Origin of the sequence: Shinella sp. WSJ-2 (genome assembly GCF_003432075.1) — a bacterium.
In the GTDB taxonomy this organism is placed as follows: domain Bacteria; phylum Pseudomonadota; class Alphaproteobacteria; order Rhizobiales; family Rhizobiaceae; genus Shinella.
Genome location: NZ_QWBU01000006.1, coordinates 205820 through 231521, shown reverse-complemented (window position 1 = coordinate 231521; position 25702 = coordinate 205820). Strand labels below are relative to the sequence as shown.

23 protein-coding genes are annotated in these 25702 nt (G+C 64.1%); 7 read left to right on the top strand and 16 right to left on the bottom strand.

The features are described 5' to 3' along the window. Window positions 1-37: 37 nt before the first annotated feature. From D0Y60_RS15910 to D0Y60_RS15850, 13 genes are all read right to left on the bottom strand, one after another. Window positions 38-1069 carry an extracellular solute-binding protein gene (locus D0Y60_RS15910; protein WP_117370940.1) on the bottom strand — a complete coding sequence of 344 codons (1032 nt, stop codon included), beginning with the start codon at window positions 1067-1069 and terminating at the stop codon, window positions 38-40. Window positions 1070-1291: 222 nt separating this feature from the next. Then, window positions 1292-1600: a hypothetical protein gene (locus D0Y60_RS15905; RefSeq protein WP_117370939.1), complete on the bottom strand. Its 309-nt coding sequence runs from the start codon at window positions 1598-1600 to the stop codon at window positions 1292-1294. Then, window positions 1597-3891 carry an FdhF/YdeP family oxidoreductase gene (locus D0Y60_RS15900; RefSeq protein WP_117370938.1) on the bottom strand — a complete coding sequence of 765 codons (2295 nt, stop codon included), beginning with the start codon at window positions 3889-3891 and terminating at the stop codon, window positions 1597-1599. The genes D0Y60_RS15905 and D0Y60_RS15900 overlap by 4 nt, the downstream gene beginning before the upstream one ends. A gap of 84 nt (window positions 3892-3975) precedes the next feature. Further along, the gene (locus D0Y60_RS15895; protein ID WP_117370937.1) at window positions 3976-4395 is read right to left on the bottom strand and encodes an EVE domain-containing protein; all 420 of its coding nucleotides are present in this window, start codon (window positions 4393-4395) and stop codon (window positions 3976-3978) included. 3 nt (window positions 4396-4398) lie between these two features. Next, on the bottom strand, window positions 4399-4767 hold the full coding sequence (locus tag D0Y60_RS15890; RefSeq protein ID WP_117370936.1) for a VOC family protein: 369 nt from the start codon (window positions 4765-4767) through the stop codon (window positions 4399-4401). Between the two features lie 65 nt (window positions 4768-4832). Then, window positions 4833-5528 carry a YafY family protein gene (locus tag D0Y60_RS15885; RefSeq protein WP_117370935.1) on the bottom strand — a complete coding sequence of 232 codons (696 nt, stop codon included), beginning with the start codon at window positions 5526-5528 and terminating at the stop codon, window positions 4833-4835. 59 nt (window positions 5529-5587) lie between these two features. Continuing rightward, window positions 5588-6331 carry an ATP-binding cassette domain-containing protein gene (locus D0Y60_RS15880; RefSeq protein ID WP_117370934.1) on the bottom strand — a complete coding sequence of 248 codons (744 nt, stop codon included), beginning with the start codon at window positions 6329-6331 and terminating at the stop codon, window positions 5588-5590. A gap of 9 nt (window positions 6332-6340) precedes the next feature. Then, entirely contained in the window at window positions 6341-7540 is a 1200-nt protein-coding gene (locus D0Y60_RS15875; protein ID WP_117370933.1) for an alanine racemase, read from the bottom strand. Window positions 7541-7551: 11 nt separating this feature from the next. Continuing rightward, window positions 7552-8544, bottom strand: a complete 993-nt coding sequence (locus tag D0Y60_RS15870) for an ABC transporter permease (RefSeq protein ID WP_245409200.1) — start codon at window positions 8542-8544, stop codon at window positions 7552-7554. A 58-nt stretch (window positions 8545-8602) separates the two neighbouring features. Next, the gene (locus D0Y60_RS15865; protein ID WP_117370932.1) at window positions 8603-9667 is read right to left on the bottom strand and encodes a substrate-binding domain-containing protein; all 1065 of its coding nucleotides are present in this window, start codon (window positions 9665-9667) and stop codon (window positions 8603-8605) included. A gap of 55 nt (window positions 9668-9722) precedes the next feature. After that, window positions 9723-10778 (bottom strand): substrate-binding domain-containing protein, encoded by a 1056-nt coding sequence (locus tag D0Y60_RS15860; RefSeq protein WP_348627862.1) that lies wholly within the window; start codon window positions 10776-10778, stop codon window positions 9723-9725. 38 nt (window positions 10779-10816) lie between these two features. Continuing rightward, window positions 10817-12070, bottom strand: a complete 1254-nt coding sequence (locus tag D0Y60_RS15855; protein WP_117370930.1) for a M20 family metallopeptidase — start codon at window positions 12068-12070, stop codon at window positions 10817-10819. Beyond that, window positions 12067-13281: an ROK family transcriptional regulator gene (locus D0Y60_RS15850; RefSeq protein WP_117370929.1), complete on the bottom strand. Its 1215-nt coding sequence runs from the start codon at window positions 13279-13281 to the stop codon at window positions 12067-12069. Before D0Y60_RS15850 ends, D0Y60_RS15855 begins: the two co-directional genes overlap by 4 nt. Window positions 13282-13590: 309 nt before the next feature. Here D0Y60_RS15850 and D0Y60_RS15845 point away from each other — a divergent pair, with 309 nt between their 5' ends. From D0Y60_RS15845 to D0Y60_RS15815, 7 genes are all read left to right on the top strand, one after another. Then, a complete protein-coding gene (locus tag D0Y60_RS15845) occupies window positions 13591-15291 on the top strand; it encodes an ABC transporter substrate-binding protein (protein ID WP_245409199.1) in 1701 nt (566 codons plus the stop codon). Window positions 15292-15305: 14 nt separating this feature from the next. Then, entirely contained in the window at window positions 15306-16289 is a 984-nt protein-coding gene (locus D0Y60_RS15840) for an ABC transporter permease (RefSeq protein ID WP_117370928.1), read from the top strand. Further along, entirely contained in the window at window positions 16286-17188 is a 903-nt protein-coding gene (locus D0Y60_RS15835; protein WP_117370927.1) for an ABC transporter permease, read from the top strand. The genes D0Y60_RS15840 and D0Y60_RS15835 overlap by 4 nt, the downstream gene beginning before the upstream one ends. Beyond that, on the top strand, window positions 17185-18000 hold the full coding sequence (locus D0Y60_RS15830; RefSeq protein ID WP_117370926.1) for an ABC transporter ATP-binding protein: 816 nt from the start codon (window positions 17185-17187) through the stop codon (window positions 17998-18000). Before D0Y60_RS15835 ends, D0Y60_RS15830 begins: the two co-directional genes overlap by 4 nt. Further along, on the top strand, window positions 17997-18929 hold the full coding sequence (locus D0Y60_RS15825; protein WP_117370925.1) for an ABC transporter ATP-binding protein: 933 nt from the start codon (window positions 17997-17999) through the stop codon (window positions 18927-18929). The genes D0Y60_RS15830 and D0Y60_RS15825 overlap by 4 nt, the downstream gene beginning before the upstream one ends. Before the next feature lie 11 nt (window positions 18930-18940). After that, a complete protein-coding gene (locus D0Y60_RS15820; protein ID WP_117370924.1) occupies window positions 18941-19414 on the top strand; it encodes a GNAT family N-acetyltransferase in 474 nt (157 codons plus the stop codon). A gap of 121 nt (window positions 19415-19535) precedes the next feature. Next, a complete protein-coding gene (locus D0Y60_RS15815; RefSeq protein ID WP_117370986.1) occupies window positions 19536-21548 on the top strand; it encodes a beta-N-acetylhexosaminidase in 2013 nt (670 codons plus the stop codon). Between the two features lie 8 nt (window positions 21549-21556). Here D0Y60_RS15815 and D0Y60_RS15810 read toward each other — a convergent pair whose 3' ends face one another. From D0Y60_RS15810 to D0Y60_RS15800, 3 genes are all read right to left on the bottom strand, one after another. Next, window positions 21557-22753 (bottom strand): ROK family transcriptional regulator, encoded by a 1197-nt coding sequence (locus D0Y60_RS15810; RefSeq protein WP_117370923.1) that lies wholly within the window; start codon window positions 22751-22753, stop codon window positions 21557-21559. A 166-nt stretch (window positions 22754-22919) separates the two neighbouring features. Next, a complete protein-coding gene (locus D0Y60_RS15805; RefSeq protein WP_117370922.1) occupies window positions 22920-23630 on the bottom strand; it encodes a DUF6198 family protein in 711 nt (236 codons plus the stop codon). A 159-nt stretch (window positions 23631-23789) separates the two neighbouring features. Beyond that, complete coding sequence (locus D0Y60_RS15800; protein ID WP_117370921.1) at window positions 23790-25529, bottom strand: amidohydrolase family protein; 1740 nt, start codon at window positions 25527-25529, stop codon at window positions 23790-23792. Between the last annotated feature and the right edge of the window lie 173 nt (window positions 25530-25702).

Below are 25702 nucleotides of genomic sequence, written 5' to 3'. Positions count from 1 at the left end.
GAGGACTCCGGTGTGTCGGTTTTGTGGGCCGGGCGCATCACTTCAACACCTGGGTCCAGATCTTCATGTAGAGGTCGTTGACCTCCTGCGGGCAGGCAAGAGAGAAAACACCCTTGGCGAGGAATTCCTCGGGAACGACAATTTCCGGCGCGTTGCGCATCTCCTCAGGCATGAATTTCTCAGAGCCTTTGATGCCATTGGCATAGCGCGCATAGGCGGAGATCAGCGCGGCATTTTCCGGGTCCATGATGAAGTTCTGGAACAGCTTGGCATTCTCAACGTTCGGCGCCGTCTTCAGCACCGCAACATTGTCCATCCAGATCGGATAGCCTTCTTTCGGATAACCATAGACGAAGCGGTCGCTCTTCAGCCGAACGCGCATCGCCGCACCACCCCAACTGACGCCCGCCGCATAGTCGCCGGCAGTGTATTTTTCGATGCTGGGATAATCGAGCGCGATCCACTTGTCGCGCGCTGCCGCCAGCCGGTCGCGCACCTTGCGCAGGATCGCTTTGTCCGCCGTGCAGGCAGCACCGCCTTCATGGTAGATGGCAAGCGAGAGGATATCCCCCATTTCCGGGATTACATTGATCTTGCCGACAAGCTCCGCAGGCGGATCGAGAAAGATAGAGGACGTGTTGGGATCACCGGAATAGACCGATTTATCGACGATCACGCCGGTCGTTCCCCATTGCCATGGCACCGTGTAGCGCCGGCCCGGATCGAAACCGACATTCACCCAGCGAGGATCGATATTCTTGAAATTCTCCATCTGGTCGGGGCGCGATTCCAGAAGCAGGCCCTCGTCGATCCAGATCTTCACAAAGGTCGAGGACGGCACGACGATATCGAATTCGTTGCCGCCCTGCCGGGCCTTGGCGATTGCCGTATCGTTGGAATCGAAGTCGGTGAGCGTCACCTTGACGTCATAGGCCTTCTCGAACTTCTTGATGAGCTCGGGATTTGTATATTCGCCCCAGTTGTAGATGTTCAAAATCCCGGATGCTTCGGCCGGCGCAAGCGGCAGAAGCGTGAGGATCGATACGGTGGCAGTCAAGAGCAGGCGCATGAAATACTCCTTCTGTTGGACGGTTCGAGGGCCTGCCGTCAGGACAGCCGTCCTCATCGGAGCGGCAGGACCGCACCGGCTGGAAACAACCGTCGACGTCATGGCTTGCCGCGCTCCGCTTTCCCTCCCTAGAAAAGCGCTGGCATCAGAAGAAAACAAACTGAATGGTTAGTCAAATAGTTTTTGCAATACGCGAGCGCCTTGCCGCAATCGCCGATCAGATCATGTGTCAGACTGGAAAAGCGCGGCGTATCGGGCAGCCGCACCACCCGGCACGAAATGGCTGCGCATCGTGCGCCCGTCGCGCTTCGTCACGCGCAGGAGATTTCGGGCAACAAGGGCCGTGAGTTCCCGCAGCACCAGCGCATGGGCAAGGCCGAGCAGGCGGGCAAAGGTGCGGCTGTCGCCGGCAGTGCCGAGATAGGCGGCCACGACCAGTCCCGCCTGGATCGGCGTCAGAAGCGGATCGTCCGCCTGAAGCCGTGCGACGAGCGCCATGAAGCGCTCGGTTTCGGATGTTTCCCCGTTCACGCAGCCTCGCGCTTGCGGAAGGTCACCATGATCGATTTGGAGGTCGGCGTATCGCTCTCCTCCCCGGCGCTGCCGAGCGGCACCAGCACATTGAGCTCGGGATAATACCCAGCGATGCTGCCGCGCGGGATATCGTAGGGCACGAAGCGGAAATCGGGAGCGATGCGCTCGATGCCATCGTTATGGTCGCCGACGATATCCATCCGCTCGCCCGCCGCAGCGCCAAGCGCCTTCAGATCCTCGGGATGGATGAAGACCACCTGCCGCTCGCCATAGACGCCGCGATAGCGGTCGTCGAGGCCGTAGACGGTGGTGTTGTACTGGTCGTGCGAGCGGAAGGTCTGGAGCACGAAACGCCCGCCGCCGCGCTTGGCCCTCTGATGGACCGTTTCCTGCGGAAGCGGGCCGGAAAAGAAGGCCGCCTTGCCCTCCGGCGTATCCCATTCCCGGTTCGCCGCGCTGTTGCGCAGATGGAAACCGCGCGGCTTGCGCAGGCGCTTGTTGAAATCCTCGAAGCCCGGAATGGTCGCCTCGATATGGTCGCGGATGCGGTCGTAATCGTCGGCAAGCGCCGCCCAGTCGACCGTGCCGTTGCCGACGGTCGCTGCCGCAATGCCGGCTATGATGGCGACCTCCGACAGCAGATGCGGCGAGGCCGGGCGGTTGATGCCGGCGGAACCGTGCACCATGCTCATGGAATCCTCGACGCTGATGAGCTGCGACGTGCCGGCCGAATTGAGGTCCATCTCCGTGCGCCCGAGGCAGGGCAGGATGAAGGAGACCTCGCCCGGCATCAGATGCGAATGGTTCGGCTTGGTGGCGATGTTTACCGTCAGCTTCAACCGGCGCAGCGCCTGTTCGACCAGCGCGCTATCCGGCGTCGCGCGGGCAAAATTGCCGCCGAGCCCGATGAAGGCCTTAGCCGAGCCATCCAGCATCGCGCCGATCGCGGCGAGTACATTGTGCCCGTCCTTGCGCGGCATGGCGGTACCGAAATGGTTTTCCAGCGCGTCGAGAAAATCGACCGGCGGCTTCTCGTTGATGCCGACAGTGCGATCACCCTGCACATTGGAATGGCCGCGCACCGGGCAGAGACCGGCGCCCGGCCTGCCGATATTGCCGCGCAGCAGCATGAAATTGGTGATCTCGCGGATCGTCGCCACGGAATGCAGATGCTGGGTAACGCCCATTGCCCAGGTGCAGATGACGCGTTCTGCGGTCATATAGACATCCGCCGCCCGCTCGATCTCCGCGCGGGTCAGGCCGGACTGGTCCTCGATCGCTGCCCAGTCCGTCGCTGCGACGGCGGCGCGGTAATCGTCGAAGCCTGCGCAATGCTCAGCGAGGAAGGCATGATCGAGCACGGGCGGCAGGCCCATCGCAACGGCAGCCTCTTCGGCGGCGAACACCGCCTTGGCCATGCCGCGCATCGCCGCCATGTCACCGCCGAGCTGCGGCTGGAAATAGTGGCTGGCGATATCCGTCGAACCGCCGCGCAGCATCTCGATCTTGTCCTGCGGATCGGAGAAGCGCTCCAGTCCGCGCTCGCGGATGGGATTGAACACGACGATGCGCGCACCGCGCAGGGCCGCGCGACGCAAGTCGCCCAGCATGCGCGGATGGTTGGTGCCGGGGTTCTGGCCGATCACGAAGATCGCGTCCGCCTCCTCGAAATCCTCCAGCAGCACCGTGCCCTTGCCGACGCCGACCGACTGGCGCAGGCCCACGCCGCTCGCCTCGTGGCACATGTTCGAGCAATCCGGGAAATTGTTGGTGCCGTAGAGCCGCACGAAGAGCTGATAGAGATAGGCCGCCTCGTTGCTGGCGCGGCCGGAAGTGTAGAACTCGGCACGATCAGGATTGTCGAGGCCCTTGAGAATCCCGCCGATCTCGGCGAAGGCGTCCGCCCAGGCTACGGGCAGGTATCTGTCGCTGGCCGCATCGTAACGCATCGGATGGGTCAGGCGGCCGTGCAGCTCCAGCTCGTAGTCCGTCAGCTTGCGCAGCTCCGACACGGTGTGCGCAGCGAAGAAGGCCGGTGAGGCGCGCTTTTCCGTCGCCTCCCAGGCGACGGCCTTCACGCCGTTCTCGCAGAATTCGAAGGAGGAGCCGTGTTCCGGATCGCCCCAAGCGCAACCGGGGCAATCGAAGCCATCGGGCTGGTTGGCCTTGAGCAGGGTGCGCGCGCCGGAGAGCGGCATGCCGCTTTGCAGAAGCTGTTTGCCACAACTCTTCAACGCCCCCCAGCCGCCGGCCGCAGAGGACTTCTTTCCGATAAAAGGTGTGTTCATGCCTCCTGTATTTGTCATCCGGCGCAGCGTATCAAGGGGATGGTTCGTATGACTTGATAGAAAACAACTATCGAAACCACATCCTCAAAGGCCGTTCCGCATGGCCGCAGCGATCCGCGCCGCATCTTCCGGCTCGATGGTGAAGACGCCGAAACGCAGCTGGTAGCCCCAGTTTCCAGCCCGCGTGAAGGCGAGCTGATCGAGAAGCGGGCGGATTGGCGCCTCCGTGGCAGGCCACCATTCGACATCCCGCCGCCAGGGCAGGAAGCCAGGCGCCATTTGCAATTGATAGGGCACGCGGTCGACAATGGTGCCGATCGCTGTGAAGGCCTGCAGGCGGTCCTTGCCGCGCATGGTTTCCGCGGGCGAATAATAGATGACGGTGTCGCCGGCGGCGGTCCGCCGCAGCGGGCCTCCTCTGCCGTGACAGACCTGCATGAAGCCCTGCGCGCGCCCGATGCGCACATGTTCGGCCGAAGCGACGGCAATCCAGGCGCGCGCCATGGCTCAGCCTCCATCCGTGACGGTGTAGACGCGCAGGCGATGTCCGTCGGGATCGGCGGCGACGAAGCTGCGGCCGAAATCCAGCTCCGTCGGCGGCATCAGGATGGCGGCGCCGTTGGCGCGCCATTCGGCATGCCATTGATCGACCTCAGCCGCGCTGTCGACCTTGAAGCCGATTTCCGATCCACCGCCCGGAACCGAGGGTGCCGGCTCGACACCATCGCGCCCCCACAGGCCGAGGCCGAGACCGGATTTCAGGACGAAGATGACGAAGGTCGGGCTCGCCTCGACCGGCTTCTGGCCGAGGATGCGTTCATAGTAGCGACCGCTCGCGGCCGCGTCCTTTACGTAGAGAAGAATGCTGTTGGACATGGTGCTCTCCTGTCTTGGTTGGATAGGAGAAAGCTAACACCGCATGCTGTCAGTTTCTGGCAGCATCATGCGCCACGCAGCGGAATCCCCTCGGCCTCGCGCCATGCCCGAAGCATGGCCTGCCGCCGCCTCGGATACCGGATATCCAGCACCGCAGCCGTTTCGATCCGGTCGGTTCGGAAATGGCGAAAACTCTCGCGCAATTCGCACCAGCCGATGACCACCCGGACGTGATCGAAGAAGGAGAGTGCGAAGGGCCAGATGGTGCGGGCCGAAGCTTCGCCGGAGCCGCTACGATAGGTGATCGCAAGCTTGCGCTCCATGCGGATCGCCGTGCGCAGCAGCGCGATATCGATGCTGTCGGCGGGCAGTTTTGCGCCCGGCCCGACCAGAAGCGGCGACGTATCCAATTCATTGCGCAGGTCGGCCGGCAGCACGGCGGCGATCCTTGCCAGCGCATTGCGCGCGGCACCGCTCAGATGGCTGTCCGCCCGGTCGGCAACCCAGCGGGTGCCGAGCACCAGCGCCTCGATCTCCTCGGCGGAAAACATCAACGGCGGCAGGAGGAAGCCAGGCTTCAGCACATAGCCCACACCCGGCTCTCCCTCGATATCGGCGCCCTGTGTCTGGAGGCTGGCAATATCGCGGTAGAGGGTGCGCAGGCTCACCCCCGTCTCCTCCGCCAGCGCCTTGCCGCTGACCGGCCGGCGATGGCGACGCAGGGCTTGCAGGAGATCGAAAAGGCGCTCGGATCGGGACATGGCGCCAGTCTATAGAAGAGGCCTGCCGCCAGAAAGTGGCAGCAGGCATCAAACGGGCCTCAGTTCAGGCCCGTGATCATCGAGACGACCTCGTTCTTGTTCGTTTCGGCCATGTTGCGGATGCCAATCTGCTTGCCGCGGCGCAGGACGCAGATGCGATCCGACAGCTTGAACACCTGATCGAGGCTGTGACTGATGATGAGCACGCCGATATTGCGTGATTTCAGCGACTGGACGATCGCCTCCACCTTGGCCGTCTCGGCAACGCCGAGCGCCGCCGTCGGCTCGTCGAGCAGGATGAGCTTGCTTGCCCAGCGCGTGGCACGCGCAATCGCCACTCCCTGCCGCTGGCCGCCGGAGAGATCGCGGATCGTCGCATGCGCGGAGGGGATCCGCACGTCGAGCTCCTTCACCAGCTTTTCCGTCTCGGAAATCATGGTGCGCCGGTCGAGCAGGCCGAAGCGGTTCACCGGCTCGCGGCCCAGGAACATGTTCATATAAACGGTCTGCTGATCGGCGAGCGCGAGGTCTTGATAGACCACCTCGATGCCATGGGCGCGGGCCATGCTGGCGCTCGCCATCGACACCGTCTCGCCCTCGATGGTGATCGAGCCCGAGGTCGGCGCATGCACGCCGGAAATGATCTTGATCAGCGTCGACTTGCCGGCGCCGTTGTCGCCGACAAGCGCCACGATTTCGCCCGGACGGATATCCAGCGAAAAGTTCTCGATGGCCGTGACGGCGCCGAAACTCTTGCGGATGTCCTTCAGGACGAGAACGGGTTCGGAAGATGAGGTCTGCATCATTCTCTCCTAAACCGGCCAGGCGGCAGTTTCGCCAAAACTGTTTTCAGTGGTCTCGACTTTCGGCGCTCCCTTCGAGATGCCGGAGACGCCAACGACGAACGCACGCGTGACGAAGGCCTGCCCGCGGAAGCCGAAGACGGCGGTGTCGCCGGGCTGCGGCGCCGCGGGGCCTGCGGCATCGATCATCGCGTAATAATCGATGGCCGAAGGCGGCGGCACCTCGACGCTGCGCAGTGCGCCTGTCGAAACGGTCGGCTCGCGGCCGACGATCGCCTTCACGTCATAATCCGGGAAGATCGGGTCGATATAGAAGCCGCCGCCGAAACAATAGGCCTTGCCGCCCGAAAGGTGCGAGACCTCTGTGAGGTAGAGCACGGCCGGCCGTTCCGGCAGGTCTTCCATAACATGCAGCGCCGTCGTGCCGTGCAGGCCATTGCCCGGCTCGCATTGCGTGGCGCCGGCCTCGGCAAGCGCGGAAAGCAGCACTGACGAGGTCGTGCCCGGGGCATTCACCTCGATATCGCGGCGGCCGGCCTTGGCCAGCGCCTCCGCAGCCTTGGTCAGCGTTGCAAGGTTGGGCGTCGGCAGGACCTTACGGCTGGCATGGTCGAAGAGCAGCGCCGGGAAGGTGGTGATACCGGCAAAGCGGCCGCCCTCCACCGCATCGAGACGGTCGGCAACGGCGGCGACATCGGAAGCGTCGAAGCCGCCCTCATGGCCGCGATAGAAGGTGTCGCCCTCGGCGCGGATGCGCGCGAGCAGGTTCTGCACGTAGCCGGCGGCTTTTGCACCGGCAGCGGCTTCCTCAGCCTTCGTGTCGTTGAAGACGGTCCAGTAATCCGGCCGGAAGCGATCTGCCGCCGCCTTCGCTTCATGGCGGGCGACCTGCTGGAGATGGCCGAGATGGCCGACCTTGAGACCCGCCTTGTGCGTTGCCCGGGCGCAGGCCATGTCGACGGCGACGGCGCGGTCGATGCCACCGCGCTGTACGGCGGCACAGAAGGAACTCGCGCGACCGACCTGCTTGGTCATGGCGAAGGTTTTCAGGCCGTGTTTATCGGCCTCGACCTTGATCACGCGGGCATTGGCCTCGACGGCATCGAGATCGAGCACATAGGCATTGGCGGGGATCAGGCCCTGCTGGTGCAGCGCCATGGCGGCTTCGATGAAGGCGGGGTTGCGGCGGCGCAGAACGTCGAGAAACATGAAATCCTCCTTCAGCGGGCTTTTTCGCGCAGCGATACGGCGACTGCGGCGAGAATGATGAGACCGCGAACGATCATCTGGTCGGAAACGGACAGGCCCATCAGGATGAGGCCGTTGTTGAGCATGCCCATCATCAGCGAGCCGACGAGCGCGCCGACGACCGAGCCCTTGCCACCATTGAGCAGCGTGCCGCCGACGATGACAGCGGCAATGACCGTCATCAGGTCGGTTTCACCAAGCGTGTATTTCGCCGCCTGCAGGCGGCCGGCATAGAGCAGGCCGGCAAGGGCCGCGAGACCGCCCGAGAGCATCATGACGGCAAGGCGGATGCGCGGCACGCTGATACCGGAGACGCTGGCCGCGCGGTTGTTGTCGCCGGTCGCCAGCACATGGGCGCCGAAACGGGTTTCGCGATACACGATATGGCCGATCAGGATGGCGATGGCCGTCCACCAGACGAGCGACGGAATGCCGAGCAGCGCGCCGGAGCCGAAGAAACCGGTGAAGGCGCTGTCGGTAACGGGGATGGACCGCAGGTCCGTCAGCGAGCGTGCCACGCCGGCAAAGAGCCCCATCGTGGCCAGCGTCACCAGGAAGGACGGCAGGCGCACATAGGCAACGAGCACGCCGTTGACGAGGCCGATCGCAAGGCCGGCACCGAGCCCGACGACGACACCGGCCGCCATGCCATAGGCATTGATGGTGACGGCGGCGGCAAGCGCCGAGACAGCGACGATGGAGCCGATGGAAAGGTCGATCTCGCCCGCCGAAAGCACGAAGACGAGGCCGATCGCCATGATCGTCGCCGGCGCGGTCTGCAGGACGATATTGGAGAGGTTGCGCACCGTCAGGAAGCCGCTGTCGCGCAGCACGATGGCAAAGAACAGGAAGATCGCCAGGAAGCCGAGATAGACGACGTATTGCTGGAGATTGATGCGCTTCAGAAGAGGCGGTCTCTCCATCGGCGCCGACGACGGCGTGGCCGTCTGCTTTGGTTGGGACATGGCGATCATCCTCACGGGAGCCGGGTCGTTCGGCGGGAGACACGCTCCCGCCAGGGGCTTACTTCAGGGCTTCGACGATGCTTTCGGGTGCATCCTTGTTAAGCGAGGCCTTCCAGCCGTCGAGCACGCTATCCTTGGTGACGGCAAGCGAATCCACCACGAGGAAGGGGGCAGCTTCCTTGCCGATCAGCGAAGCGGCGGCGGCCCGCGCGGCAGTGCGGCCGATGTTATAGGCCTCATCCGCGACGATCGCCGCGAAATTGCCGCCCTTGACCATGTCGAGTGCTGCCGGCTCGTTGAGGTCGAGCGTGACGATCTTCGTCTTGGTGTTGCCGGCAGCCTTCAGGCTGGAGAGCAGGCTCAGCGCCGGTTCGGCCCACGCAACGTAGATGCCGTCGAGATCCGGGTTCTGGGTCAGCAGGCCCTGGGCGATTTCCTCGGCGCGCGCCGGATCGGCCATGCCGGCCTCGGCGACGATCGACATGTCGGGGTAATCCTGCTCGATCGTCTTCTTGAACGCCTGGTCGCGCTGGTTGGTCACGTAGAAATCGGCATCATGGAAGATGTAGCCGAGCTTGCCCTTCTTGCCGAGCGCGGTAGCCATGGCATCCGCTGCCTTGCTGCCCATCTGGAAAAGGTCGTCGGAGACGATCGTCACATAGTCCTTGCCGTGTTCGTAGCCGGCGGGGGAATTGTCAACGAAGGCGAGTTTCACACCGGCCTTGCGGGCGGGATCGTAGACGGCGGCGGCCGTTGCCGGATCGACCGGCAGCGACAGGATGATGGTCGGCTTCTTGGCAAGCACGGTCTCGACATCGGCCTGCTGGCGGGCCGCATCGAAGCCGGCATCCGTCTGCGCCACAACGTCGATGCCGAGTGCTGCAAATTCATCCTTGGCGCCACGATCGACGGCACCGGTATACTCGCTCATCTCGTGCCAGACGAGGGCAGCGGAATACTTGCCCTCCTTGATCTTCGCGATCTCAGCATCCGTCAGCGTGACGGAAGCGGCTGGCGTGGGTTTTTCGCCATGCGGGCCGACGGTTGCACCGTCGGCGGCAAAGAGGCTGGTGGAAACAAGGCAAGCGGCGGCGAGTGCCGACAGTCGTGAAAATCTGGGCATCGTTCTTCCTCCAATGAAACCGGTGACGGGAGGGCGCCGAAGCGCCCTCCGGAGATCACTTCGCGGCGTCGAGAATGCTCTGCGGTGCGTCGCGGTTGAGCGATTCCTTCCAGCCTTCCGCCACGTTTTCCTTGGTGACGGTGAGCGCCGGGGCAACGATGAAGGCGGGCGTTTCCTGGCCGAGCAGCGACTTCAGGCCGGTCGCGGCCATGGTGCGGCCGAGCTCATAGGCCTTGTCGGCGACGAGCGCGACGACGGCGCCGCCCTTGACCATGTCGAGGCCGACGGGTTCGGCCAGATCGAGCGTCACGATCTTCGTGCTGGTGTTGCCGGCCGCGCGAAGGGCGGCGAGCACGCCATCCGCTGGTTCTGCCCAGGTGACGTAGATGCCGTCGAGATCGGGATGCTTCAGCAGCATGGCGCTGGCGAGTTCCTCAGCACGGGCCGGGTCGGTGATGCCCTGCTCGGCGACGATCTTGATGTCAGGATAGTCTTTCTCGATGGTCGACTTGAAGGCGTTGTCGCGCTGGTTGGTCACGTAATAGGTCGCATCGTGGAAGATCCAGCCGACCTTGCCCTTGCCGCCCATCGCCTTGGCCAGCGCATCGGCTGCCTGCTTGCCCATCTGGAAGAGGTCGTCGGTGACAACAGCCGCATAGTCCTTGCCGTGTTTGTAGTCGGCCGGGAGGTTGGACAGAAAGACGAGCTTACTGCCGTCGGTCACAGCTTGGCGGAAGGCTTCGGCCGAGGTGACCGGATCGAGCGGCAGTGCGAGAATGACATTCGGCTTGGCAGCAAGCGCCGTCTCGATGTCCGAGCGCTGGCGGGCGGCATCGAAGCCGGCGTCCGTCTGAACCACGACCTCGACGCCCGCGCGGGTGAATTCGTCCTTGGCGCCAGCGGTCACGGCGTTCACGAAGTCGGAGGAGGTGTGCCAGAGGAGCGCTGCCTTGTAGCCCTTGTCCTTCAGGGCCGCGACATCCGCGTCCGTGAGGGTTACCTCGGCGCTCGGAGTGGCCGTTTCGCCGGCCGGGCCGACGGTCTGGGCAAGGGCGGGCATCGTCGACAGGAGGAGGCCTGCCAGCACGGTGGCATTCAGAAATTTCCGCATGAACATGTTGTCGTTCCCTCTTTTGATTGTTCGTTCACTCAGTCGATCACGCCGCAATAGCGCGCCATGAAGCTTGCGAAGGCGACGATGCCGGCGAGGTATTCCTCGACATCGACATGCTCCTCGAATGTGTGGCAGTTCCTGATGTCTCCGGGTGCGCAATAGACCGCCGGCACGCCGAGCCGGTTGACGAAGAACGGCGATTCCGACCAGAAGGGCGCCCCTTCGATTAGGCCGCGACCGGGCATGGCGGCGGCCACCGCCTCAGACAAGAGCGCGACTTCGGAACTGTCAGCGGCGATCTCCGCCGCCGTGCCGCCGAGTGCATGGTCGCGGCCGGCGGGATAGGTGATCTCGACGCGGATCTCGGGGTCTTCGACGGCGCCGCGAATGACGGCCTCCATCTCGGCCGCTGCGGCATCGAGCGATTCTCCCGGCAGGAGCTTGCGGATCAGCGAGAGCTTGCAGGTCTCCGGCACGGCGATGAAGCCGCCGCCTTGCAGACCGGTGACGAGCAGGAAGCCGCGGCCGATCAGGTTATGTTCGGCGCGGGCGGAAATCGCGTCGGAATGGCGCCAGAGGGCGGACATGACGGCGTGGCTTGCCTTCAGCGCATCCTTGCCGAGTTCCGGCACGCCGAAATAGGCGGATTTGCCCGTGATGATGATGTCGGCGATGAAAAAGCCGATCTGCGCCGGATAGACGGCAAGGCGGGTCGGCTCGACATAGACGGTGAAATCGGGGCGGGCAATGGCGCCGCTTTCGATGCGCGCGACATAGTCCTTTACGCCGGCCGAAATGCCGGAGCCAGGCTCGCCGCTCTCCTCGTCGCCGACGAAGGCGAAGCCGATATCGCCTGCAAGGCGGATGCCCGCTTTGTCCAGAAGCGAGAGAGCGGCAAGCGAAGTGCAGATGCCGGCCTTCAGGTCCCCTGCCCCGCGGCCCCAGATCGCGCCGTCGATGATCGGCGCGCCAAAGGGGTCTTCGCGCTCCGTGCCGGCCCAGTGCTCGCGCCAACCTTCAACATGGACGGTATCCGTATGGCCGATGAACAGCAGGCGGCGGTCGCCCGTCGCGCCCTTGCGCTGCCCCCAGACATTGGGGCGACCGGGCAGGAAATCTGCGGTCTCCACGTCCTCGACGCCGCGCGCGCGCATCTGCGCTTCGAGATAGGAGACGACAGCAGCCTCGTTGCCCGTCACGCTGTTGCAGCCGATGGCGCCGCGCAGCAGCGCGATGGCATCGTCGCGGTCAAGCGCGGCGCGCAGGCGCTCAGTGAGGACAGTCGTCATTGGGCAACCTCCCGGAGGGCGACCGTGCTGGCCGGCGGCAGCGAGATGCGGCTATCGGGCGTATCAGCGCCAAAGAGCGTGTTGTGCAGATGGCCAAGCCCGATGGCGGCAGCGCCGACAAGGGCGGCGCGCGCGCCCAAGGCGCTCGCCTCGACATCGATCGGATAGGGGAAGCACTGCGGCAGGAAGACTTTGACCCGCTCCAGCATTTCCGGGCGCAAGCCGATGGAACCGCCGAGGATGACCTTTTGCGGATTGGCGATGACAGCAATAGCGCCGATGCCGCGCGACAGCAGGCGCGCCGTGTCGTCGAGTACCTTCAGCGCATCGGCATCACCTTCGGTTGCAAGGTCGAAGATCGCCGGCACCGACAGCGTCTTGCCGCTCGCCGTGCGAAAACGGTCGATGATACCGGCGGAGGCGACCACGCGCTCGAAGGCGCCGTAATGCAGGGATTCGGCTTCGAAGGGATCGGCGCCGAAGGGCAGAAAGCCGAGCTCGCCGGCCGCATGGCTTGCACCGCGCACCAGATTGCCGCCGACCATCAGGCCGCCGCCGATACCCGTGCCGAGCGCGATATAGGCGAGGTTGTCGATGCCCTGCCCCTGCCCTAGCCAGTTCTCACCAAGCACCGCAAGGTTGACGTCGTTCTCCAGCATGACGTCGAAGCCGAAACCCTTCTCGAAGGCGGCGGCGACGTTCATCGTGTCGAGATGGGGAATGTTCGGAGCGAGCAGGATGCGGCCGGTCTTATCGTCCGGTGCGCCGGGTGCGCCGATGACCGCGAGGCGAATGCGCTCGCGGGCGATGCCTTGGCGATCGGCGGCGCGAAAACACATGCCGACGATCTGGTCGACCACGGCTTGGCCGCCGCGCGGATCGGTCGGTGCGACATCCTCGGCGAAGACCTGACAGGTGAGATCGGCAATCGCGACGCGCACTTTGGTGCCGCCGAGATCGACCGCAGCGATATAGGCGGCGTCCGGTACCAGCTCATAGGTCACGGCGGTGCGGCCGATATGGCCGCTGGTGCGCCCGGTCTCGCGCACCCAGCCCTCGATTTCGAGCTGGCGCACAATTTCCGAGATCGTCTGCTTGGAAAGACCCGTCTGCTTGGAGATCGAGGCCCGTGAGATGGGACCGCCCTGCACGATCGTTTCCATGACCGCCCGCTGGGAGAATTTCCGGGATATCCGAAGGGTCTCGCTCACATCCGCCTCATTTAATTCGTTCAGTCACCGAACTAAATAACGGTTTCGAATATCCGTCAAGGGCGCCGCGGAAAAAATCGGTCAGGACGAAAGCCGGTGGCCACGGTTCGGCGCCTGCCGAAACCGGAGCAGGTGCGCGTTTTCGCCATCATCCTCCCATGGCCGCAACGGACGATGTGGCCCTCCAAATCCACGGCCAGCACGCCCCCAACAATTTTTTTTACTCCCGATTGACGGATCAGGAAAAATCAGCCTTTGATTAAATCAAATTGATTGACTCTTAAAAACGAGAGCGAAAAGGGGAATGAAATGCCAATCAATACAAAGGATTATCTAGCCATGACGCGGCGGGGACTGCTTGTGTCGGCAGCCGCGATAAGCGCCGCGCTAATGGCAGGTGGTGCCTCCGCGACAGCGGCGCAAGCCGAGGCGGTGCTCACCATGCACATCGAGGAACAGACGAGTTGGGTGCAGAATTTCAACCCGTTCGACCTCGGCGGCCGCCGACAGAGCACGATGGATTTCATCTACGAACCGCTGGTCATCTTCAATCCCGATGACGGCGGCAAGCCGGTCTTCCGCCTTGCCACGGACTTCAAGTTCTCCGACGACATGACGTCGATCACCTACACGATGCGCCCCGACGTCAAATGGTCCGACGGCCAGCCGCTGACCGCGGCGGACGTCAAATACACGCTCGATTTGATGCTGAAGAACCCGGCCCTCGACACCGCCGGCGTCGGCGAGACCGTTGCCTCCGTCGAGGCACCCTCGCCGACCGAGGTTGTCATCCACCTCAAGGGCGTCAACAGCCAGTTCCCGGAATCGCTCGCCGACCTCGCCGTCGTGCCGGAGCATATCTGGAAGGATGTCAGCGACCCCGTCGCCTTCAAGAACGAAAAGCCGGTCGGCTCCGGCCCGATGACCGAGATCCGCCGTTTCACTCCGCAGGTTTACGAGCAGTGCCGCAACCCGAACTACTGGGACGCCGCCTCGCTGCATGTCGATTGCCTGAAGCTGCCGCAGATCGCCGGCAACGACCAGATGCTGGCGCTGCTGCCGGAAGGCACTCTCGACTGGATCGGCTCCTTCCTGCCAGAGATCGACAAGACCTTCGTGGCGCTCGACCCCGAGCATAACGGCTACTGGCAGCCGCCGGCCGAAACGGCCGCGTTCCAGATGAACCTGAAGAGCAGCGACGAGGCCAAAAACGAAGCCTTCAACGACCTGAATTTCCGCCGCGCCTTCAGCCTTGCCATGGACCGCACGGCCATGGTCGATATTGCAAGCTTCGGCTATCCCAAGGTGAACCTGCATGCCAGCGGCCTGCCGCCGCGCTTCGAGGCCTGGCGCAACCCGCAAGCGGAGGGCGCCAAGGACGAATGGATGGCCTTCGACGTGGAAAAGGCCAACAAGCTGCTCGACGAGGCCGGCTACGCCAAGGGCGACGACGGCATGCGCAAGACGAAGAGCGGCAAGCCGCTTGCCTTCACCATCATCATCCCGAACGGCTGGACCGACTGGATCGACACCGCGCAGATCGCCGCCGAAGGCCTGCGCGCCGCCGGCATCAACGCCTCGGTCGCGACGCCGGAATACGAGCAGTGGCAGAAGCAGCTGCTCGAGGGCAGCTTCGACGTGGCCTTCCAGTCGCGCGCCGACGGCTCGACGCCGTTCCGCGGCTATTACCAGTCGATGTCGACGGCCTTTGCCGGCCGCATCACCACCGCGCCGTCGCGTTACTCCAATCCGAAGCTCGACGCCCTGTTCGATGCCTATCGCAAGGTCACGACGGATGAGGAGCACAAGAAGCTCTTCAACGACATCCAGATCATCGTCGCGGATGACCTGCCGATGGTTCCGATCTTCAACGGCCCGACCTGGTTCCAGTATTCCACCAAGCGCTTTACCGGCTGGGTGACGGACAAGGAGCCCGTCATGAACCCGGAGAACCATGACAACAACCGCATGCGCCTCGTGCACCTGCTCCGCCTGAAGCCGGTGGAATAAGGCAGGATCGCGGGATGTACATCTCCCCCCGGCGCCTCGGCGTCTATGCGGTGGCGCTCGCCTTTGCGATCGTCATGAACTTCACGGTCCCCCGGCTCATGCCGGGGTCCCCCGTCGATGCGATGATCGCCCAGCTCGGTCCCCGCGCGACGCCCGCCGCCATCGAGGCGATCAAGGCCAGGTTCGGCGCCGTCGAGGCGCCGATCACCGCCCAGTTCCTCGATTATCTCAAGGGACTGGCGACGCTCGATCTCGGCGTCTCCGTCAAATATTATCCGCAGACCGTGACAGAGGTGCTCGCCCGTTCGACGCTCTGGACGCTGTTCCTCGTCGTGACGGCGATCACGTTCTCGCTCGTCGTCGGCACGCTACTTGGCGCCATCGCCGCCTGGCGGCGCGGCGGGCGGTTCGACACGGTCGTCTCGCCGTTTTCGGTGGTCATGATCGCCGTGCCGCCCGTCATCATCGCGCTTTCGGCACTCTTCGTCTTCGGCGTGTCGCTGCGCTGGTTCCCGGTCGGCTACGCCTATGACCCGAGCCTCGATCCCGGCATCAACTTCACCTTCGCCGGCAGCGTCTTCTACCACGCCATCCTGCCCGTGTTGACGCTCTCGCCCTATCTCATCGGCGAATTCCAGACGACCATGCGCTCCTCGATGATCTCGGTACTCGGCGAGGACTACGTCACGATGGGCCGCGCCAAGGGGCTGACGGCCGCAACCGTGATGCTCGGCTACGGCGCGCGCAACGCCATGCTGCCGGTGCTGACCAATCTCGCCTTGATGCTCGGCGCGGTCTTCGGCGGCTCGATCGTCACCGAGATCGTCTTCAACTATCCGGGCCTCGGCCTCACGCTCTTCACCGCCAGCGTCGCGCGCGACTATCCCGTCATCCAGGGCCAGCTGCTCTTGATGACGCTTGCCACGCTCGGCGCCAATCTTCTCGTCGATATCATCTACGGCGTCATCGACCCGAGACTGAGGGATGCTTCCGCATGATGTCCGGCCTCAAAATCCTGCTTCAGCAGAAGAAGGCCGTTGCCGGTCTGATCATCATCGTGGCGCTGTGCCTGATGGCGCTTTTCGCCCCCGTCATCGCGCCCGGCGCGCCGAGCGCCCGCGTCGGCCGCTCGCACCAGCCGCCGACCGTCGAGCATGTCTTCGGCACGACGAAGATGGGCCGCGACGTCTATACCCAGTTCGTCTGGGGTTCGCGCACGTCGCTCGCCGTCGGCTTCGCCACGGGCATCGCCATCACCATCGTCGGCACGGCCATCGGCCTGATCGCCGGTTATGCCGGCGGGCGCACCGATGCCGCCCTCGACCTCGCCACCAATGCCGTGCTCGTCATCCCCAACATACCCTTGCTGATCCTGCTCGCCTCCTTTGCCGGCACCGTCGGGCCGCTTGCCATCATGGCGATCATAGCACTTACCTCCTGGCCTTGGGGGGCACGCATGACGCGCTCGCAGACCATGGCGCTGCGCAACCGCGATTTCGTCACCGCCGCCCGCATGATCGGCGAGCCGGCCTGGCGCGTGCTGTTCGTCGAGCTCCTGCCCAACCTGCTGCCGCTGATCGGCATCAATCTCGTCGGCAGCATCATCTATGCCGTCGTCGCCCAGACGACGCTCGAATATCTCGGTTTCGGCGATCCCTTGCAGGTAACCTGGGGCACGATGCTCTACAATGCGCAAAATTCCTCGGCGATCATCCTCGGCGCCTGGTGGGATATCGGCGCGCCCGCCGCCGGCATCGCGCTGATCGGGCTTGGCCTGGCGCTCGTCAATTTCACCTTCGACGAGATCGCCAATCCGCAGCTGCGCTCCGGCCCGGCGCTGACCCGCTGGCTGCGCCTCAACCGCCAGCGCAACCGAAGCCTGGGAGGCGCACGATGAGCGACACGCTTTTGAAAATCCGCAATCTCGAGGTCGATTACCTCCTCGACAAGGGCGCCTTCCGCGCCGTGAAGAATGTCTCCTTCGATATCGGCCGCGGCGAGATCTTCGGGCTTGCAGGGGAGTCGGGCTGCGGCAAGAGCACTATCGCCTTCGCCATCACCCGCCTTGCCAAGTCGCCCGCCTGGGTGACCGGCGGCGAGATCCTGCTCGACGGCCGCGATCTCCTGAAGCTGCCGGAAGGCGAGATGCAGAAGGTGCGCTGGCGCCGCGTCGGCATGGTGTTCCAGAGCGCCATGAACTCGCTGAACCCGCTGATGCGCGTCGAGGCGCAGTTCCACGACGTGCTGCACCGGCATACCGGCGCGACGCGAGCGCAATCGCGCGAACGGGCAGAAGCCATGTTCAAGCTGGTCGGCATCTCGACAAACAGGCTCACGGACTACCCGCATCAGTTCTCCGGCGGCATGCGCCAGCGCATCGTCATCGCCATCTGCCTCGCCTTGCAGCCCGAATTGATCATCATGGACGAGCCGACGACAGCGCTCGACGTGGTGGTGCAACGCGAAATCCTTGAGCAGGTCATCGATCTCCAGCGTAGCCACGGTTTCTCCGTGCTGTTCATCACCCACGACCTGCACCTGATGGCGCAGCTCTGCCACCGCATCGGCGTCATGCTGAAGGGTGAACTGGTCGAGGTCGGTGACGTCAGGCAGGTGAGCCATGCACCGGTTCACGACTATACACGCAAGCTCTGGAACGCCATTCCGCAGCTGCCTGGCCGCCGGGAACTGGCGGGAGGTGTCGCATGAACCTCGCCCCCAGCCTTTCCCTCCCGACGGCGGAGCCGATCATCCGCCTCGACACGATCGAGCGCAGCTTCGGCGCCGTGCAGGCGCTGCGCGGCATTTCGCTGTCGCTGACGCCGGGCCGCGCCTTGGCGCTGGTCGGCGAATCCGGTTGCGGCAAGACGACCTGCGCCCGCATTATCGCCCGCATGGACCAGCCAACATCGGGCCGCCTCTCCTTCCGCGGCCGCGATGTCACCGCAACCGGCACGCGCGACGAGGAAAAAGCCTATCGCCGCGAGGTGCAGATGGTCTTTCAGGACCCGTTCTCCTCGCTCAATCCGGTCTTTTCCATCGACCATCACCTCTCGCGTCCGGTGCTTCTGCACCGCCATGCCGCGGGCAAGACTGAGGTCGCCGATGCGGTTTCCACCCTGCTGGCCGATGTCGGGCTCGACCCGACAGTGACGCGGCGGAAATATCCGCACGAGCTTTCGGGCGGCCAGCGCCAGCGCATCAACATTGCGCGTGCGCTCGCCGTACAGCCCGGCGTGCTCGTGGCCGACGAGCCGACCTCGATGCTCGACGTCTCGATCCGTCTCGGCATCCTGGAACTGCTCGCCCGCATCAAGCACGAGCGCAGCCTGGCCTTGCTCTACATCACCCATGACATCGCGACCGCCGCCCACGTGGCGGAAGAGATCGTGGTGATGTTCGCCGGCCAGATGGTCGAGTGGGGCGAGACGGAGGCCGTCATCGCCAATGCGCGCCATCCCTATACGCAGCTCCTGCTTTCGGCCGTGCCTGACGGCGCCAGACCCTTTATCATCGGCGAGAGCGCGCGGTTTCTCGAACGGGCGGAAAAGGTCCGCGCGCTCTCGCGCCCGACCTCGACTGCCGTCGAGCAGGTCGGGAAAAACCATTTCGTGCGCGCGCTTGCGGCACAGAGCTAGAGGATTTCAGCTTGGACTATCTCGTCAATCTCTCACTGCTCACCCCGAAGCCGGACCTCGACGCCAGAATGGCGGAGGCCGGCGTCACCATCCGCCGGCCGCTGGCGCCGGAAGCGCGCCTGATGACCGAATGGGTCACGGAAAAATTCGGCAAGGGCTGGGCAAGCGAGACGGCCATTTCGCTGTCGCGCCAGCCGCCGACCTGCTTCATCGCGACACGCGCGCAAAAGCTTGTGGGCTTCGCCTGCCATGAATCGATTGCCCGCGGCTTCTTCGGCCCGACCGGCGTCGATGAAGCGGTGCGCGGGCTCGGCATCGGCCAAGCGCTGCTGCTTGCCTCCCTCTTCGACCTGAAAACCATGGGCTATGGCTATGCCATCATCGGCGATGTCGGCCCCTCGGCCTTCTACGAAAAGACGGTCAGCGCCATGCCGATCCCCAATTCCGCCCCCGGCATCTATGCCGGATTGCTCGACGTAAACTGATCCCCCCAGCGCATCTCCGGCCCCCCCCCCGGAAATGCTCTGGGATTTCGTTTTAACCGCATTGTCCGACGCCGAAGCGAAATCGCTTCGGCTGGAAATGCTCAAGACCCCAGAGACCGCCATGCCGATATCCGCCTTCGCCCTCGAAACCTCCTGGGCGCCCGCCACCGACGACCAGCCGCTCGCCTATATTCTCAAGCTGACCAACCATTCGAAATCGTCGCTTTCCGGCTTCCGCCTCTGCGTCAGCGGACCGGGACGGGTCGATCCGGCCGCAAGCATCGATGGCGGCTCGCTCGGCACGCGGCTTTCCAACTTCACCGAACTCCTGCCGCCGGACGGGTTCGTGCTGGAGCCCGAGGCCACATGGACCGTCGCCGTGCACGGCCTCAGCTGGGCCTTCAAGCACTGGACGGACGGCGCGCGCGGCGCCTATCTGGTGCTGGCCGATGGCGGTACGCTTGCCATCGGCACCGGGCCGACGCTCAAGGTCGGCGGCAATGCGCCGCCTAAGCGCGGCGTCGCCGCCTTCCCCGTTCCCATGAGCCCGCCGGTCCCCGTTTCGGTAATCCCCTGGCCGAAAGAGGTCGCCGTTTCCGGTCGCCGCGCCACGCCCGCCGGTTTCACGCTGCTTGCCGACAGCACCGAGGCAACCGCCGCCGCTGAAGCGTTCACGAAGCTTACGGAAGACCTGTTTGCCGTCGAGGGCATCGTCCGCGCCGCATCGGAAGGCGGGCTTCCCGTGCAGCTCAATCTGAAGCAAGGACTTGCAGCGGAAGCCTATGAGGTCACCTTTGCCGCCGACTCGGTTTCGGTTGCCGCCTCCGGCCGCACCGGCCTGCTCTATGGCCTGATCACGCTCGGCCAGATCTGGCGCGGGGCGCGGCATTTCCCCGATGCCTACAGCTTCCCCGCTACGGGCACGATCACCGACGCCCCCTCCATGGACTGGCGCGGCTTGCATCTCGATGTCGCACGCCAGTTCTATGGCGAGGCCGAGATCCGCAAGATCCTGGCCATCCTCGCCTGGAGCAAGCTCAACCGCTTCCATTGGCATCTCTCCGACGACGAATCTTGGCGCGTTGAAATCGACGCCTATCCGGCACTGACCGAGATCGGCGCGTGGCGTGGGCATGGTCTCCCCGTCCCGCCGCTGCTCGGCACCGGGCCGGAAAGGACCGGCGGCTTCTATACGAAGTCGACGATTCGCAGCATCGTTGCCTACGCCCGAACCATCGGCATCGAGATCGTGCCGGAAATCGACGTGCCCGGCCACTGCTTCGCCATGCAGCTCGCCATTCCGGAGTTGCGCGATCCGGACGAACAGGGCAGCTACTATTCCGTACAGGGTTTCCCGGACAATTGCCTCAACCCGGCGCGCGAAGAGACCTATGACGTGCTGGAGACGATCTTCAAGGAGCTGATCGAGCTCTTCCCCTTCAAGACGATCCATGTCGGCGCCGACGAGGTGCCGATCGGCGCCTGGTCGGGCTCGCAGGAGGCTCTGGAGAAGCTGCGCGACGTCAGCGGCGCGGCCATGGCCGAGGCGCATGCCCGCCGGCTGAACGTCATCACCAACACGCATGGCGCCGATGCCATCGACGGTTCGGGCGCCGCCGTCCTGCAGGCGATCTTCCTCAAGCGGATCCAGACGTTCCTCGCCTCGCAAGGCTGCGTCACCGGTGGCTGGGAAGAGGCCGCGCACGGCAATGTCATCGACAAGGCCGCGACCTATCTCTGCGGCTGGCGCGATATGGACGTCTCGGCCGCACTTGCCGGCGAGGGCTATTCGATGGTCGTCTGCCCCGGCCAGGCCTATTATCTCGACATGGCCAACAGCCCCGACTGGGACGAGCCGGGCGCCAGCTGGGCCGGCTGGTCGGCGCCGGAAATGACCTACCAGTTCGATCCCGTCGCCGGCTGGAACGACGCGCAGAAAGCGAATCTCCGGGGTGTGCAGGCCTGCATATGGTCGGAGCCGATGAAGGATCGCGCCGTCTTCGACCGTCTCGTCTTCCCCCGCCTTTCGGCCATTGCCGAAACCGGCTGGACGCTGCCGGAGCGCAAATCCTGGGAGCGGTTCAAGGCCGCCGCCGGGCTGATGCCGGTGCTCTACGGCTTCCCGATCGCGTAAGCAAAAACTTACGCCACAGGCTTCTGCAACACCGCAAATTGCGGGTTCGTCTCGGAAAAGACCGGCAAGGCGGCAGCACCCAGAATGGACGTGTCCTTGCCGGTCGCCGCAATCATGATGCGGGGAATGCGCCGCTCTTCCGTTGGATCAACAGGCGGATAGAGCGGTTCCATGCGCGCGGCAAGCCGCGCCAGCAGCCCCGCAGGCATCGGCCCGCCGAGCACGATGGTCTGGGGATCGAAGGCCAGTTCCAGGAAATCGATGGTCCGGCGCATCGGGTCGGCCGCCGCGTCGAGCCAGCCGTCCAGTGCGGAGCCAGCTCCCTCCACCATCGCATCAAGTTGATCGGCCTTGTAGGCACCGGGATCTGATATCTTGAGGTGCTCGTAAGCCGCACCAAGCGAAACATAGCGGTCGAGGCATCCGCGCTTGCCGCAAATGCAGGGCAGGCCATTGGGCTCGACGACGATATGGCCGATCTCGCCGGCATTGGCCCGGCTGCCCCGATAGAGATGCCCGTCGAGGAACATGCCCGCGCCGATGCCGCCGCCAAGGAAGAGGTAGACGAAGCTGCTGAGGCCACGGGCGACGCCATAGAGCCGTTCGCCGATCGCCGCCGCCGTCGCATCGTTTTCCACCAGAACCGGCACGCCGACCAGCCGTTCCAGCGCCGGCCCGACCTCGAAATGCTGCCAGCCCGGCAGGGCGATCGGAGTCAGCGAGGTCACGCCCTCCGCCGCATAGCGGCCGGGCATGGCGATGCCGACGCCGAGCAGGCGGTTGCGGTCGAAGGCAAAGGTCTCCTGCAATTCCGCGCTGATCGTCGCGAGGATCGGGATCGCCTGCTCCGGCGTCGGCGGGTCGATGGGCCTGACAATGCGGGCCCGGATCGTGCCCGAGAGATCGGTCAGCACGCCCGCCGCATGGTCGCGCTCCAGCTCCAGGCCGATCGAATAGGCGCCGTCGGGATTGATCGAATAGGGCGTGAAGGGCTGGCCGCGCGCCAGCTTCTGCGGGCTGTCGGCCTTCAGGAGTTCCGACCCTTCCAGCTCCTCGACGATGTTCGACACGGTTTGCGCCGTCAGCGCGGTCAGGCGGGCGATCGCGGCGCGCGACAGCGGACCGTTCGTGCGGATCGCCTCGATCACGACCCGCCGGTTGTGCGCTTTCGCCTGTTCGAGATTGGTGCCGGAAATGGCTTTCATGATGGGAGTAGTTTCACCGGATGCACCTGCGCCCGCAAGCTCTTTCAATCCATCCGGCATAAGCGGGAATCCGCCGTGTGGCCAGCGAATTGGCTGGTTATCCCGCAAAAGGCGACAGGGCACCCGTTCGGGGTGCCCTGTCTTGGTGTTCTGAAAGTCCTGTCGTCTATTTCGATGCCGGTTCGAGCGCGCCGGTCTCGGGTGCGTTCTTCCCGGCGCTCATCTTCTTGTAGAGGAAGAAATAGAGCCTGATGTACTGACCGATGAGGATGGCATTGATAATCGTGCCCTCGCGGATGAACTGGATTTCACCGAGGAAGCCGAGGCCGATCAGCGCCGACGTCACGAGCAGCGTGCAGTCGAAGCCCGTCTTGATGTTGCCCCACTTCCAGCCGGTGCGCTTGAAGATCGTGTTGACGAACATGTCGATCGGCATCAGCACGAGATTGGCGCGGATCATCAGGAAGAGACCGAACGCGAGGGCCGCATCGGCAAAGACCAGCAGTGCCACCCGGTAGGAATACTCCTCCAGCACGATGAACTCGGTGAGCTTGAGGTTGAGATCGAGGAACACCGCCAGCACGAAGGCCGGGATGAGCGAGGCGAAATTCTTGAGCTTGAAATCCTTCGGCAGCACGAAATAGGTCAGCGCGAGCATGATCAGCTCGAGCATGAAATTGTACGTGCCCTGGCTCAGCGGCGGATAGACCAGCGTCATGGTGCGCGTCAGGCTGCTCTGCGGCGAGATGCCGACGCCGGCGCGGATCGCTAGGCTGACCCCGAAGGTCAGGATGTAGATCCCCAAGACATACATGATCCAGCGCCGCGTCAGGCTGCCGGTATCGACGATTTCGGCTTCCGCCGCATGATGTGCCATGGTTTCCTCCCAAGGGCGTTGCGCGGAGCCTCCCGTCACTCCCGGCCTGCCGCGCTGAAAAACGTTTTCGCGGATGTCCCGGAACTCCTTCTCCCGGTCAATCCGTAACTTTTGGGTACCGGCAGGCGCCTCCTGCGCCTGCCGGTACGGTTCTTTCCGTCAGTGCATTAACCGGAAGCGGTGCAGCGAGATGAACAGGCTGAGCAGCTTGTTGACCACGGGCTCACCCTCGTTGCGGTTGCCCATCGCGGCGAGCGCCGCATCGATCGACCCGGCCGCCGCCGTCAACTCGGAAACGGTCATGTTCGCCATGACGCCGTAGATATCGAGCGGCATCACCGCCTTCTCCACCTTGTTTTCGGTGACGATGCACGCGCCGGCATAGGTGTCGACCTGCTTGACGCAGTGGCACATTTCCGCGCTCTCCTCGCCCACCACGACGAAGTAGGGTTTCGGCGCCGGCCAGAAGGTCGCGACAGCGCCGCGATCGATCGACACGCCCTTGAACAGGCCGTTGACGATATGGCGCTTGCCATCGGCGTAACGCTGGATGACCGAGAGGCGCGAATATTTGACGCCGTCGACCTCCGGCACCACCTTGCCGTCGCGCAGCGGCACCCAGACCTCCTGGTAGAACTTCGCATGGCCGCGGCCATAGACGTCGAACAGATAGACCTTCGCCTTGCTGCCGTCCTCGGAGATTTCGAGCGGCACGATATTGAGCTGGTCGGCCGTCAGATCGGCGAGGCCGGGAACGCCCTTCTTGCACATGCCGGAATAGTCGATCTCGGCATTCGTCAAAAGCTTGCGGTCCTTGGCGACCAGTTCGCCGTCCTTGAAGACATAACGCGGATTGATCTTCGACAGGCTGTCCGTCAGCACGATGTCGGCGAAGCGGCCGGGCGTCAGCGAGCCGAGCTTGTCTTCCATGTGGAAGGAGCGCGCCGTGTTGAGCGTCGCCATCTTGATCGCGTGGATCGGATTGATGCCCATCTCGGCGCAGAGCGAGATGATCCAGTCCATATGGCCCATGGTCAGCAGGCGCTCGATGGAGATATTGTCCGTGCAGAGCATGAAATTGTCCGTCGGCCATTTGCGGTCGACGATGGCGCGCAGCAGCACCTTGATCACCTCGGCGCTGCCCACGCCGAACTTGATATGCGTCGGGAAGCCGTAGCGGACGCTCTTTTCAAGGTCCTTCTCGTTCCAGACGTCATGGTTGTTCGAGCAGCCGATGGCCGGCAGGTAGTTGAGGATCATGTCGGAGAGCGCGGTGACGCCCCAGTGACCGTTCATGAAGCCGCCCTGCGCGCGAACCCAGGCGGCCTTGCGGAAATCGTCGTCATTGCCCGAGGAATAGGTGAAGTGCTCGAACTCGCCGAGCCCGATCACCGGCTCCATCTTCAGTACCGCCTCGGTGACATTAGCCGCCGTCTTCTTACCCGGCGCGAAGGCATAGAGGCGATAGGGCAGCTTGTCGTAGTCCTTGAACAGTTTCTGCGCCGCCTCGACGCCCTCTTCGCCGGCCGCACTCAGGAGATCGAGGCATTCGGAATAGATCGTCGTCGTGCCGCAGGGCACCATGGCCTCGGCCAGCGCCGTCGGATGGGCGAGCTGGGATTCGAAATGGATATGGGCGTCGATCAGGCCGGGAATGGCATAGAGCCCTTCGCCGTCGAAGACTTCCTTCACCTTCAGGATGCTCTCGTCCGGGTTGAGCGCGATGATGCGCTTGTCATAGACAAGGATCGAGCCGTGATAGACGGTCTCGCCGTGGACATCGAGGATGTTCAGGTTCTTCAGGAGCAGGTCCGCCTCCCGCTCGCCGTTCAGGACGGCGAAGATCGCCCGCACCTTGTCGTAGTGCGCGGCCTCCGCGATGGTGACATGTTGGTTCATGATGGTCCTCCGGTCTCTTCGGCCCGTCGCCGGGCCGGCAATCGTTCGGGGCTTCCCCCGCAAGCGCAGCTCCTGCCTCCGCGCCTTTCGAAACCATAAGACGCCATTGAACCGTTTCCGAAAAGCAGTATTTTACGCGCAAAGCGTACGCTTTTCGAGAACACTTGAAGGAG